Source organism: Rhodococcoides fascians NBRC 12155 = LMG 3623 (assembly GCF_001894785.1).
GTDB lineage: Bacteria > Actinomycetota > Actinomycetes > Mycobacteriales > Mycobacteriaceae > Rhodococcoides > Rhodococcoides fascians.
The window spans coordinates 72,030-85,072 of the sequence record NZ_BCWW01000016.1 but is presented as its reverse complement, the minus strand read 5'-3'; the positions used below and the strand labels follow the sequence as shown (position 1 = coordinate 85,072).

8 protein-coding genes are annotated in these 13,043 nt (G+C 65.6%); 2 read left to right on the top strand and 6 right to left on the bottom strand.

Features of this window, described 5'->3' with window-relative positions; all coding sequences use genetic code 11:
• Positions 1-6 precede the first annotated feature (6 nt).
• The 4 genes from RFA01S_RS24425 to RFA01S_RS24410 form a co-directional block, all read right to left on the bottom strand.
• Positions 7-2,073 carry a xanthine dehydrogenase family protein molybdopterin-binding subunit gene (locus RFA01S_RS24425; RefSeq protein ID WP_032406332.1) on the bottom strand — a complete coding sequence of 689 codons (2,067 nt, stop codon included), beginning with the start codon at positions 2,071-2,073 and terminating at the stop codon, positions 7-9.
• Positions 2,070-3,083 carry an FAD binding domain-containing protein gene (locus RFA01S_RS24420; protein ID WP_032406331.1) on the bottom strand — a complete coding sequence of 338 codons (1,014 nt, stop codon included), beginning with the start codon at positions 3,081-3,083 and terminating at the stop codon, positions 2,070-2,072. The genes RFA01S_RS24425 and RFA01S_RS24420 overlap by 4 nt, the downstream gene beginning before the upstream one ends.
• Positions 3,080-3,580 carry a 2Fe-2S iron-sulfur cluster-binding protein gene (locus RFA01S_RS24415; protein WP_032406365.1) on the bottom strand — a complete coding sequence of 167 codons (501 nt, stop codon included), beginning with the start codon at positions 3,578-3,580 and terminating at the stop codon, positions 3,080-3,082. The genes RFA01S_RS24420 and RFA01S_RS24415 overlap by 4 nt, the downstream gene beginning before the upstream one ends.
• Positions 3,581-3,678: 98 nt before the next feature.
• Positions 3,679-5,481, bottom strand: a complete 1,803-nt coding sequence (locus RFA01S_RS24410) for a DEAD/DEAH box helicase (RefSeq protein WP_032392503.1) — start codon at positions 5,479-5,481, stop codon at positions 3,679-3,681.
• A gap of 277 nt (positions 5,482-5,758) precedes the next feature.
• Here RFA01S_RS24410 and RFA01S_RS24405 point away from each other — a divergent pair, with 277 nt between their 5' ends.
• Positions 5,759-7,546, top strand: a complete 1,788-nt coding sequence (locus tag RFA01S_RS24405; RefSeq protein ID WP_032382489.1) for an AMP-dependent synthetase/ligase — start codon at positions 5,759-5,761, stop codon at positions 7,544-7,546.
• A gap of 90 nt (positions 7,547-7,636) precedes the next feature.
• Here RFA01S_RS24405 and RFA01S_RS24400 read toward each other — a convergent pair whose 3' ends face one another.
• Positions 7,637-8,254 (bottom strand): alpha/beta hydrolase, encoded by a 618-nt coding sequence (locus RFA01S_RS24400; protein ID WP_032375181.1) that lies wholly within the window; start codon positions 8,252-8,254, stop codon positions 7,637-7,639.
• 81 nt (positions 8,255-8,335) lie between these two features.
• Between RFA01S_RS24400 and RFA01S_RS24395 the strand changes: the two genes are divergently transcribed.
• Entirely contained in the window at positions 8,336-11,785 is a 3,450-nt protein-coding gene (locus tag RFA01S_RS24395; protein WP_032406330.1) for a TM0106 family RecB-like putative nuclease, read from the top strand.
• Here the strand turns inward: RFA01S_RS24395 and RFA01S_RS24390 are convergent.
• Positions 11,755-12,969 carry an alanine racemase gene (locus RFA01S_RS24390; RefSeq protein ID WP_052060468.1) on the bottom strand — a complete coding sequence of 405 codons (1,215 nt, stop codon included), beginning with the start codon at positions 12,967-12,969 and terminating at the stop codon, positions 11,755-11,757. The genes RFA01S_RS24395 and RFA01S_RS24390 overlap by 31 nt on opposite strands.
• Positions 12,970-13,043 lie beyond the last annotated feature (74 nt).

The window sequence follows — 13,043 nt, the reverse complement described above, 5'->3', positions numbered from 1 at the left end:
CCCGTTCTAGAGGTGCGGTAGCACCTTGTCCAGGGTGATCGGCAGGTCGCGGACTCGGATGCCGGTGGCGTTGTAGACCGCATTGCCGATGGCTGCCGACGAGCCCACCGCACCGATCTCACCGATTCCCTTACCGCCCATCGGTGCGAGCTCGGTGTCGACCTCCTCGATCCACACGGCCTCGAGATCGGTGACGTCCGCACAGGCCGGGATGTGGTACTCGGCGAGGTCGTGGTTGGCGAAGCCGCCGAATTCGTGATCGACGACGCCGCTCTCGATCAACGCCATCCCGAGTCCGAACGTCATGCCGCCGATGAGCTGCGACCGGGCCAGCCGTGGATTCATCACCTTGCCGATGCCGAACACCCCCAGCATCCGGCGCACGCGTACTTCGCCGGTGTCGACGTCGACTGCCACCTCGGCGAACTGGGCACCGAACGCCATGCGCGCCAACTCTTTCTGAGCTTCGACGTCGTCGGTTGTATCAGCCTCGGCGGAGTTACCCGGCTGCAACGGTCCCTGGTCCCGCAACGCGGTGCAGACCTTGGTGACCGCCCAACCCCAGGAGGAGGTGCCCGAGGATCCACCGGCACCGGGGGCCTTGGGCAGAGCGCTGTCGCCCAGTTCCAGTGTGACGGCATCCGCGTCGACCTCGAGCGCATCGGCGGCAATCTGTCGCAGCACGGTCCGCGCACCGGTTCCGATGTCGGATGCAGCGACGGACACCGTGATCGTGCCGTCCTGCTCGACACGCGCCGCCGCGGTACTCGGCGAGATCAGCACCGGGTAACTCGCTGTCGCGACACCCATTCCGAGCAGAACATTGCCTTCTCGGCGTCGGCCCGGCGTGGAGTCTCGACGATCCCAGCCGAATTTCTCGGCACCCTCGCGCAGGCACTGCACCACACTGCGGGAGCTGAACGGATTCCCACTCGCGGGATCGACGTCCGGTTCGTTGCGGATCCGGAGCTCGATCGGATCGATTCCGGTGGCCGTTGCCAATTCGTCGATCGCCGTCTCGACGGCAAACATGCCGGGTGCCTCACCCGGGGCTCGCATCCAGCGCGGGGTGCCGACATCCAGCGACGCGAGCCGATGCGTTGTGGCGCGGTTGGGCGAGGCATAGATGTGCCGGGTCGATTCCGACGTCTGCTCACAGAACTCGAAGATCGTGCTCGTCTGTTGAAAGGAATCGTGAGCGATGGCCTGCAGCCTGCCACCCGAATCTGCACCGAGCCGAACGTGATTGAGGGTCGGGGTGCGGTATCCGACCACATCGAACAGGGCCTGCCTCGGCAGGACCAGCTTGACGGTCTTGCCGGTTGCTCGCGCCGCCATCGCAGCGAGAACCGCGTTGGGCCGTGTACTGCCTTTCGCTCCGAAACCTCCGCCGACGTTCTCTGCGATCACACGAACGTTCTCGGGTTCGAGCCCGAACGCGGTGGCGAGATCGCCCTGAACGCCCGACGGTGCCTGCGTCGAATCCCAGACCGTCAGCACACCATCGGACCATTGCGCCGTGGTGGCATGCGGTTCCATCGGACTGTTGTGCATCGGAGCCGTCGAGTACCAGTTGTCGACGACGTGCTCGGCCGTCGTCAATGCAGCGTCCGGATCACCGATCGTGACGTCGGTGGGGAACCCCGCGTTGACGGACTCGGGCGCGTACAGCGAGCTGTGATCGGCGCTCAGGGTGTTGTCGGGTGAGCGAACGTCGGCGTAACGCACCTGTACTCGGGCAGCAGCCGCGCGGGCAGCCTGGAGGGTGTCGGCCAGAACGACGGCCACGATCTGGCCGCGGTAAGCAACGGAATTCGATTGCAGCACATGCAGTTCCGCATCTTCCACGTCGCCCAGCTTCTCGGCGTTGCCGTGCCACAGCAGCGAGTGCACCGACGGGCCCCCGTCAGCGAGTTCGACGTTCTCGACCGTCCCGACGGGAACCGTCGCGGGCACGTACCAGGCGTACACCTGGCCGGCGATCGGCGGCTGCTCGGCGGCGTAGCGCGCTCGGCCGGTGACCTTGTCGACGGACTCGGTGCGCTGAATCGACCGGCCGATCGATGCCGTCATGACCGATCTCCCAACTCTTCGTGTGTGCCCAGCTCTGCCAACTCCGTCAGCGTGCGCGTCACCAGGTTCGTGACCAGCGGAATTTTGAACGCGTTGTCTCGCAACGGCTCTGCTGCGTGCAGTTCCTCGGTGATCGCAGCCCGGAACGACGCCTCGTCGGGAGCGGTTCCGAGCAAAGCATGTTCGGCGGTTCGGGCCCGCCACGGTCGGTGCGCGACGCCGCCCAGCGCGATCGCCACCCCACGTACGATTCCGTCCTCGACGTCGAGCACAGCGCCGATCGACGCGACCGCGAACGCGTACGACTGCCTGTCCCGTACCTTCCGATACGTCGAGACAGTGCCGTCGGCAGCCTTCGGAATTTCGATGGCGGTGACGATCTCGTCTCGAGCGACAGTGTTGTCTCGCGTCGGATCATCGCCGGGCAATCGGTAGAACTCGTCCATCTCGAGTTTCCGTTCACCGTCGACTCCGCGAACGACGATGCGCGCGTCGAGAGCCGACAGCGCGACGGCCATGTCGGACGGATGCGTCGCCACGCACGACGACGAGGCTCCGAGGATGGCGAGGTTTCGATGCTCGCCGTTACGTGCCGGACAGCCCGAACCGGGTTCGCGCTTGTTGCACGGCTTGGATGCGTCCATGAAGTAGACGCATCGAGTGCGCTGGAACAGGTTTCCGCCGGTGGTGGCCATGTTGCGTAGCTGGCCCGAGGCCCCGGACAGCACTGCCCGTGAGAGCACCGGATACCGCTGGCGGACAATCGGATGCACCGCGAGATCGCTGTTGGACACCCCGGATCCGATCCGCAACGCTCCGTCGTCGGCGACGTCGATGTCGTGCAGCGGCAGTCGCGTCACATCGATCAACGATGATGGTGCGGCCACACCCAGCTTCATCAGATCGACCAGATTGGTGCCGCCACCGAGCAACATCGCGTTCTCGTCCCCCGCCAGACGTTCGAGAGCGTCGTCGATCGCAGTGGCGGTTCGGTACTCGAATGTTTTCATGACGCGTCCTGCACTGCGGGAACGATGTTCGCGTACGCACCGCAGCGACAAAGGTTGCCGCTCATGCGCTCGCGCACTTCGCCGGAGTCGAGTTCGACATCGGTGGCCTCGAGGTCTTCGGTGACCGCGCTGGGCCAGCCCTGTTTTGCTTCCTCGATCACCGCGACCGCCGAGCAGATCTGCCCGGACGTGCAGTACCCGCACTGGAACGCGTCACGATCGACGAAAGCCTGCTGCACGGGATGCAGAGTGTCGCCGTCGGACAGTCCCTCGACCGTGGTGATCTCGCGCCCGACCTGCGCGACGGCGAACGTGAGGCAACTGTTGATTCGCCGGCCGTCGACCAGGACGGTGCAGGCACCACACTGACCGTGGTCGCACCCCTTCTTGGCCCCGACGAGATCCAGGTTCTCGCGAAGTGCGTCGAGCAGAGTGGATCGAGTGTCGCAGTCGAACTCACGATCGGTTCCATTGACACGCAGAGTGACGTTGGTCATGCACGTGCGGATACCCGGGGCCTGAGCCACCAAACGCTCGAGCCGGCGGGTCGTGCGCGGAACTTCGTAGTGGGCTACGAAGTTCCGCGCACGTGGTGCTAGCGCTTGCCCTTGAACTTTCCGCCGCCGCGCGGACTGCCACTACGTCCGGGAGGACCGGAATCGGGCTGCAGCTGAATCAGCACACCGCTGATGCGGGTGCGACGCAACGCCTCGACTGTCTCGTCGGCGAGATCGGCAGGCAACTCGACCAGCGAATGGTCAGGACGAATGCTGATGTGCCCGAAGTCGCTTCGACGCAGACCGCCCTCGTTGGCGATGGCACCGACGATGGCACCGGGAGCAACGTGATGACGCTTACCGACGCTGATCCGGTACGTCGCCATCTCCTGGCCCGTCTTGCGGTGATGCGAGCTGGCCGCATCCTCGTCGAACGTCCGCGGTGGCCGCGGCTCACGAGGCTCGCGGGGTGCCCGCGGCGGGGCAGGCGGCTCGGGCTTGAGCAGGAAGGCTTCGCCGTCGCGCGACTGGATGGCCAGAGCTGCTGCGATGTCGACCAGCGGCACGTCGTGCTCGCGCTCGTAGTCCTCGATGAGCCGACGGAACAGCGCCAGATTCTCGTTGCCGAGGCTCTCGGTGATGGAGTCCTTGAACTTCGTCACGCGCTGCGCATTGACGTCGTCGACGCTGGGGAGCTGCATCTCGGTGATGGGCTGCCGCGTCGCGCGCTCGATGGCCTTGAGCAGGTGACGCTCCCGGGGCGCGACGAACAGCAGAGCCTGACCGGCGCGACCCGCGCGGCCGGTACGGCCGATGCGGTGTACGTAGGACTCGGTGTCGTGCGGGATGTCGTAGTTGATGACGTGCGAGATGCGGTCGACGTCGAGACCACGAGCCGCCACATCGGTGGCCACCAGAATGTCGATCTGGCCGTTCTTGAGCTGGCCGATGGTGCGCTCACGCTGTGCCTGCACGATGTCGCCGTTGATCGCGGCGGCGGAGAAGCCCCGGGCGCGCAACTTCTCGGCGAGCTCTTCGGTGGCCTGCTTGGTGCGCACGAACATGATCATGGCCTCGAACTCTTCGACCTCGAAGATTCGAGTGAGCGCTTCGAGCTTGCGCTGATGGGCCACCTGGACGTAGCGCTGCGTGATGTTCGGTGCCGTCGACGTCTTGGTCTTGACGGTGATCTCCACCGGGTCGTGCAGGTACTGCTTGGAGATCTTGCGAATCGCGGCCGGCATCGTGGCCGAGAACAACGCGACCTGCTTGTATTCGGGAGTGTCGGAGAGGATGCGCTCGACGTCCTCCTGGAACCCCATCTTGAGCATCTCGTCGGCCTCGTCGAGCACGAGGTATTCGAGCCCGGAGAGGTCGAGTGTGCCCTTCTCGAGGTGGTCGATCACACGGCCCGGGGTTCCGACGATGATCTGCGCACCCTTACGCAGGCCGGACAGCTGGATCCCGTAGGCCTGGCCGCCGTAGATGGGCAGAATGTGCAGACCCGGGATGTGGGTGGCGTACTTGCCGAACGCCTCGGCCACCTGCAGCGCGAGCTCGCGGGTCGGTGCCAGCACCAGGGCCTGCGGCGTCCGACGCGAGACGTCGAGACGGGACAGGATCGGCACTGCGAACGCAGCGGTCTTACCCGTTCCGGTCTGCGCGAGGCCGACGACGTCGTTGCCCGCCATCAACGGCGGGATGGTGGCCGCCTGGATGGGCGACGGGCTCTCGTATCCGACGTCGCGCAGGGCCTTCAGGACCCGCTCGTCTATTCCGAGATCGGCAAAAGTGATGTCGTCATCCGCTGTCGAAGAAGACTCACCTGCGTGGACGGGAGGGGACGAACTCGTCTCGTCAGACGTCACGGCGGCATCCTGATCAGATTCTGAAGTGCTCATATACACCCGAGTTTAGTACCTGCCCGGCCCCCGCGACTCCTTCTGCGCTGATCAGGTGACGAAAACAGCGGCCGTGGACGGCAGGTGCGAGCGTTCTCACGACGGCAACCCGACGGAGATGCACGACCGGACACCGTTATGTTGTACCCCGAGTCACACTCAACTCCACTCGAAACGACGGAAAATCGACAAACCGGACAACCTCGGTGGTGCGTTACGGACTCGGGTGTGATGAAATGCACAACTACCACGCTATTTATCCGTAAGGGGTCCAGCAGTGCGCGAATATTCTGTGCCGGCGTCATTCACCATTCCCGACGACGCATCCATGGCCGACACCGTCTTCCGGTACGAGAAGGAAGCACCGAATCTCGTCCCGTTCCAGCGCCTGGTGAACGGGACCTGGACCGACGTCACCGCAGGTCAGTTCGCAAAAGAGGTCACCGCGGTGGCCAAGGGTCTGATCGCGTCGGGCATCGAACTGGGCGACCGCGTCGCCATTCTCAGCGCGACCCGCTACGAGTGGGTCGTCCTGGACTACGCCATCTGGACCGCCGGCGGATGCACCGTCGCGATCTACGAGACCTCGTCTCCCGATCAGGCGCAGTGGATCCTCGAGGACTCCGCGACCAAGCTGCTGATCGTCGAGACGGCGTCTCACGTCTCGAACCTGAAGGACGTCACCGACGGGGCCGCCGACCTGCGTGAGGTACTGCAGATCGACGGCGGAGCCATCGACGAGCTGACCACCCGCGGCGCAGGAGTCAGCGACGAGGACGTCCATACCCGTCGACACCAGGTCACTGCAGCCTCCCCCGCGACCCTGATCTACACCTCGGGCACCACCGGCCGCCCCAAGGGTGTGCAGCTGACACACGCGAACTTCTACGCCGAGGTCCAAGCCACTCAGATCGCCCTGCACGACTCCATGCGCGAGGGCAACCGCACCTTGATGTTCCTGCCGATGGCGCACGTGTTCGCCCGCGCAGTGTCGTTCGGCTCGTTCGAGTCGAAGGTGACCGTCGGCCACACCTCGGACGTGTCGACCCTGGTGGAACAGTTCGCCGTCTTCAAGCCGAACTTCATTCTCTCGGTGCCGCGCGTGTTCGAGAAGGTCTACAACTCGGCCAAGCAGAAGGCGCACGACGGCGGCAAGGGCAGCATCTTCGACAAGGCCGCCGCGACGGCCATCGAGTGGAGCGAGGCCCAGGAGAAGGGCGGCGCAGGCCTGGTCCTCAATCTCAAGCACACCGTCTTCGACAAGCTCGTCTACTCCAAGTTGCGGGCTGCGCTCGGCGGCAACTGCGATCGTGCGGTCTCGGGCGGCGGCCCCCTCGGCGCTCGCCTCGGCCACTTCTTCCGCGGCGCAGGGGTACCGGTCTACGAGGGCTACGGACTGACCGAGACCAGCGCGGCCGTCACCGTCAACACCACCAAGGAACAGCGCGTCGGCACCGTCGGCAAGCCCATCGACGGCCACGCGGTCAAGGTCGCCGAAGACGGCGAACTGCTGCTCAAGGGGCCCGTGGTGTTCAGCGGCTACTGGCACAACGAGAAGGCCACCGCCGAAGCGATCGTCGACGGCTGGTTCCACACCGGCGACCTCGGCTCGATCGACCAGGAAGGCTTCGTCTCGATCACCGGCCGCAAGAAGGAAATCATCGTCACCGCAGGCGGCAAGAACGTCGCCCCCGCGGTGCTCGAGGACGCGCTGCGCGCCAACGCGATCATCAGCCAGTGCCTCGTCGTCGGCGACGCCAAGCCGTTCATCGGTGCGCTCATCACCCTCGACCCCGAAGCAATGCCGGGCTGGCTCGAACGCCACAACCTCGCGGCCGACATCCCGTTCTCGGAGCTGTCGAAGAACGCCGACCTCGTCGCCGAAATCGACAAGGCCGTGGCCGAGGCCAACAAGAAGGTCTCCAACCCCGAGCAGATCAAGAAGTACACGATCCTCGAGAACGACTTCACCGTCGAGACCGGTGAGCTGACTCCGACGATGAAGCTCAAGCGCAACATCATCCACACTGAACGTGGCAGCGACATCGAGGCCATCTACTCGTAGATCGCCCAGCACGAGTGCCGAAGGGCCCGACGCGAGCAATCGCGCCGGGCCCTTCGTCGTACAGCATGTGATCGTCAGTGCATGTGATCGTCAGTGCATGTGATCGTCGAGGAATTCGGCGACCACCGTGGTCACGGCCTGGTGGATCTTTTCGTGCAGCAGATCGTGTCCGCCGTCCTCGAACTCGCGCAGGCTCGCCTGCGGAACGCGTCCGATCCATTCACGCACGGCATCGACCGGTGCCAGACGATCGTCGACCCCGTGCACGGCCAGCAACGGGATGACGTTGTCGGACAGGTCGTCGGCAGAACCGGTGACGGACTTGGGCGTGCCGCACAGGATTGCGCAGCGGACGGCCTCCGGATGCGCACCCAGCGCTGCGATGGCCGTCGCGGCACCGAGCGAGTGGCCCATCAGGGCGAACGACAGCTCGGGGTGCTCGGCCTCGGCGATGTCGATCAACTGCAGCGCGTTCTGTGCGAGACCGGGGATCTGTGCTGCGTCGGTCAGTTCACCCTCGGTCAGGCCGTGCCCCACGTGATCGACCGCCCACACGTCCACCCCACGCTCGTTCAGCAGCCGCGCGAAGCGGTGGTAGTGGGCGCTGTTCTGGCCGAGACCGTGCAGGAAAACGAGACCGAATCGAGCGTCGGCGACGGTCCAGGTTCGATAGTGGACAGCACCGGTGGCTCCGTCGAAAAAAGGCATTGAATCATTTTGCCTGTTCCCGCCGGCTTCCGCGCGCAACGTGACCGGTGCCGCTGTCGTGGGTCGCTAGGGTGGACGCTTGTGTTCCTCCTCGGCGATCAGGTCGTCTACAGCGCCAGCGACCTCGCCGCGGCGGCGTCCTGCGAATTCGGCCTGCTCCGACGACTGGACGCTGTCACCGGCTTGATCCCCCGGCAGAGCGTCGCAGCCGACCCGATGCTCGACCGCACGTCCACGCTCGGATTCGAGCACGAACGACGCCAACTCGAGGCGTTCGAGCAGCGTTTTCCCGGTGGCGTCCTGACCATGGACCGACCGGGCCGTACAGCACAGGAACTGGCGGACGCGGCATGGGCGACCTTCACCGCCCTGACCTCACGCACGCCGGTGCTCTATCAGGCCACCTTCTTCGACGGACGATTTCTCGGTTTCTGCGACTTCTTGGTAGCCGACGGTTCTCGTTACACCGTCTACGACACGAAACTGTCGAGACACGCGAAGGTGCCGGCGCTGCTGCAGTTGGCCGCGTACGCCGACGCGCTGCACACCGGGGGTATCACTCCGAGCGAGCAGGTCCATCTGATGCTCGGCGACGGCAGCGACTCCGCGCACGCACTGGCCGACATTCTTCCGGTCTACCGGCAGTCGCGAGCACACCTGCAGCACATTCTCGACGAGCATCACGCCGAGGGCACCGTCGTCGAGTGGTTCGATCCGCGGTATTCGGGATGCGGGCAATGCGATGCCTGCACCGCCGAGGTGGAGCAGCATCGCGATCTGGTGCTCGTCGCCGGCATGCGCGGCAGCACCAGGGACCGCCTGCTGGACGCAGGGATCTCGTCGATCGACGAGCTCGCCGAGTCGAGTACCCCGGTGGACGGCATGTCCACTCGAACACTGGAGAACCTGCGGGCGCAGGCAGCCTTGCAGGTACGCCAAGAGCGCAGCGGGGCAGCCGAATTCGAGATCTTCGACGCCGAGGCACTGGGGGTCATTCCCGAGCCCGACGACGGCGACATCTTCTTCGACTTCGAGGGAGATCCGCTGTACGCGGAATCCGGTTCGTCCGACTGGGGTCTCGAGTACCTGTTCGGCGTCTACACCGCGGACGGCGACTTCCTGCCGTTCTGGGCACACGACCGCGCGCAGGAACGTCGTGCGCTCATCGACTTCCTCGACTATGTCGCCGCCCGCCGAGCCGAGTATCCGAAGATGCACGTGTATCACTATGCGCCGTACGAGAAGACGGCCCTGCTGCGGCTGGCCGGCCGGTACGGAGTGGGCGAGGACGCCGTCGACGATCTGCTGCGGGAGAACGTTCTGGTGGATCTCTACCCCGTCGTGCGGTCCGCTGTTCGCATCGGTGCTCGCTCGTACAGCATCAAGAAACTCGAACCGCTCTACATGCCCGCGGCCCGTGACGGAGACGTGACCGACGCGGCGGCGTCGATCGTCGAATACGCGCACTGGTGCGAACTGCGAGATCGAGGCAAGGACGCCGAGGCGGCAGCTCTGCTCGCCGACATTGCCGAGTACAACCGCACCGACTGCGAATCGACACTGCGACTGCGTGATTGGCTGCTCGATCGGGCATCGGACGCCGGGGTGGCACCGCGGTCCCCGCAGCAGCTGGACCTCGAGGACGTCGTCGACCGCACCGCGACCCCACTCGAACTCGAACTGGCCGAGCACGCCGGACTGCCGTGGGATCGCACGCCGACGCAGCACGCGCTCGGATTGTTCGCCGGTGCCATCGGATATCACCGACGAGAGAACAAGCCGTTCTGGTGGGGCCACTACGACCGTCTGACCCATCCGCTCGACGAATGGGCCGACGCCGCGGACGTATTGAAGGTCGAGCGCGCCGAGCTGGTGCACGACTGGATGAAAACTGCACCCGGACAACGGGTGCTGCGTCGTCAGGTCAAACTGGTCGGGCACCTGAGCAACGGCGTGCTGTCCGGCTCGAAGGTGAAGCTGCTGTACGAGAACCCGGCGCCGGAGGGGTTGACGAAGCAGCAACCGACGCATCGGGCCACCACATCGGTCGAGATCGTGCAGACCGGGTACGAGGGAACCCTGGATGTGGTTGTCGTACAGGAGAATCTACGCAAGGGCGTGGAGGAGTACACCGATTTCCCGGTTGCCACCGCGCCCGAGCCGCCGCCGAACACCAAGCATCTCGAGCAGGCGATCGTCTCCGTCGCGACCGAGGTTCTCGGCGGGTTGCCGGAACTACCACGTACGGCTGTCGCCGATCTGCTGACGCGCTCGACGCCCCGAACTCGTTCCGGCGCCGGCCTTCCCGTGGTCCACGACAACGACTACGCACATGCGATCACGGCCGCGCTGCTCGATCTCGACAATTCGTACGTCGCGGTGCAGGGCCCGCCCGGCACCGGGAAGACCTACACGGCGGCGCGCGTCATCGAACACCTGGTGAACACACATCATTGGCGGATCGGGGTGGTCGGCCAGTCGCATCACGTGGTGAACAACCTGCTCGACACCATCGTCGGGGCCGGGGTCGACGCCTCGAAGGTTGGCAAGAAGGCCCCGACCGCGCACACCGTCGTGGACATCGCCGGATACTCGCACTTCGTCACCGAGGCCGACGAGGGCTGCGTCATCGGCGGCACCGCTTGGGATTTCTCCAACCCCGGCCGAATTCCACCCGGCTCCCTCGATCTACTCGTCGTCGACGAGGCCGGTCAGTTCTCCCTCGCCAACACCATCGCGGTCTCGGTATCGGCGCGCAATCTGCTGCTTCTCGGCGACCCGGCGCAGCTCCCTCAGGTCAGTCAGGGCACCCACCCCGAGCCCGTCGACGAATCGGCCCTCGGATGGCTGACGACCGGGCACGCTACCCTGCCCGCCGACCGCGGCTACTTCCTGGCGACGACGTGGCGGATGCATCCGGATCTGTGCGCGCCGGTGTCGACGCTGTCCTACGAGGGCAAGCTCGAATCGAACAAGGATGTGACACAGTCACGTTCGCTGTCGGGTCTGGAACCGGGCCTGCACGTCGTCCTTCTGGACCACCACGGCAATTCCACCGACTCGATCGAGGAAGCCGACGAGATCGTCACGCGCGTGCGGTCGTTGCTCGGTCGGCCGTGGGTGGACCCCGCACACGGCAGCGACCCGCGCCCGATGCAGCAGTCCGACTTTCTGGTGGTCGCGGCCTACAACGCACAGGTTGCCGTCATCGTCGCGCAACTCGCAGCCGCCGGACTCGACGAGGTGTCGGTGGGGACCGTCGACAAATTCCAGGGCCGTCAGGCACCGGTGGTCCTCATCTCCATGGCAGCGTCGGCCATCGAGGACGTGCCCCGCGGAATGGGATTCCTGTTGTCGCGCAACAGACTCAACGTCGCCATCTCCCGCGGTCAGTGGGCCGCGATCCTGGTGCGCTCGCGCGCGCTGACCCACTATCTGCCGTCGACCCCGGACGGACTCGTCACGCTCGGCACGTTCATGCGGCTGTGCGAGAACGCACGTCAGCCGAACGCCATACCCTCGCCGCGGTAGGTGGGAACGGCGACGACCGATCCGTCGGAATGCACCAGAGACAGGGTGTCGAACCGCTCGCACAACTCCCCGGCCTTGGCGTGGCGGAACCAGATTCGATCGCCGATGCGCACCTCCTCGGCCCCGCTCACCGGGGTCTGCACCTCTCCCGCGCCCTCGTTGCGCAGCAGTTTCAGGCCCGACGTGACAACGCCCGCTGCCCTCCTGGACCAGCCGACAGGTCTGGGTGATCGCGACCAGGATGCCGGGCCCGACGCGATGTAGCCGCCGCCGAACGCGGTGGCGATCCGCGGAGTCGGCTTGCGCGCCACCGGCAGTGCGAAGAACAGCGAGGGTTCGGCCGAGAACGCGCGATACCGATCGAACAGGGTCGGCGCGAACAGACCCGAGCCCGCGGTGACCTCGGTGACGGCCGGATCCGCAGCGGAGAAATCGATCGACCCGGTACCACCGCTGTTGACGATCTCGAGCGGCCCGATCGCCGCGGTGACGGCGTTCACCACTGCTGGTCTCCGCGCACCGATCTCACGAGACGACAGCGACTTCATCAGCTCGACAGCGACGTTGGCGTCGGGAACACCGGCAATCTGCGCCTCGTAGAACATCAACCCCACCACCCGGAACCCCCGCGAGCGAGCCTGACGGGCGAACTGCGCCACCTGCTCCGGATCCCGAAGCGGAGAGCGCCTGACCCCGATGTGCAGCGGCCCCACCCGCAACGATGCGTCCACGTCGATACAGATGCGGGGCTTGAGCAGGTCGCTCCGAGCGGCGTCTCGGACGAGGTCCAGTTGCGCGACGTCGTCGACCATCAATGTAATGCGCCCCGACAGCACGCGGTCGTTGACCACCTCGGCGAGCGCCGTTCGATCGACCGTCGGGTACCCCATCAGAATGTCGTCGACGCCGTCCCGCGCCAACCAGATCGCTTCGCGCAGCGAATAGGCCATCACTCCGGATACACCCTGCGCCGCGAGGACCCGATTCAACACGGCTCGGCACCGCACCGACTTGCTGGCGATCCTGATCGGTACACCGTTCGCGCGTGCGCGCAGCGCTGCAGCATTGGCATCGAGAGCTGTCAGATCGACTGCTGCCGAAGGAGATTCGAGACCCTCGGTGGCTGCGACAATGCGGGACAGCGGGGTCGTAGCGGTGGTGGTGTCACCGGCGATCGAACTCATTCGGCACATTCCTTCGTCGTCGTTGCCGGGCCGACACAGTCAAACACTCCGCAGCCGAGAAGTCCCGTCGAGCG

Excerpts from the sequence above, each read along its gene's own strand:
- RFA01S_RS24425 (WP_032406332.1), bottom strand. The coding sequence starts at position 2,073 with ATGACGGCATCGATCGGCCGGTCGATTCAGCGCACCGAGTCCGTCGAC.
- RFA01S_RS24420 (WP_032406331.1), bottom strand. The coding sequence starts at position 3,083 with ATGAAAACATTCGAGTACCGAACCGCCACTGCGATCGACGACGCTCTC.
- RFA01S_RS24415 (WP_032406365.1), bottom strand. The coding sequence starts at position 3,580 with ATGACCAACGTCACTCTGCGTGTCAATGGAACCGATCGTGAGTTCGAC.
- RFA01S_RS24410 (WP_032392503.1), bottom strand. The coding sequence starts at position 5,481 with ATGAGCACTTCAGAATCTGATCAGGATGCCGCCGTGACGTCTGACGAG.
- RFA01S_RS24400 (WP_032375181.1), bottom strand. The coding sequence starts at position 8,254 with ATGCCTTTTTTCGACGGAGCCACCGGTGCTGTCCACTATCGAACCTGG.
- RFA01S_RS24390 (WP_052060468.1), bottom strand. The coding sequence starts at position 12,969 with ATGAGTTCGATCGCCGGTGACACCACCACCGCTACGACCCCGCTGTCC.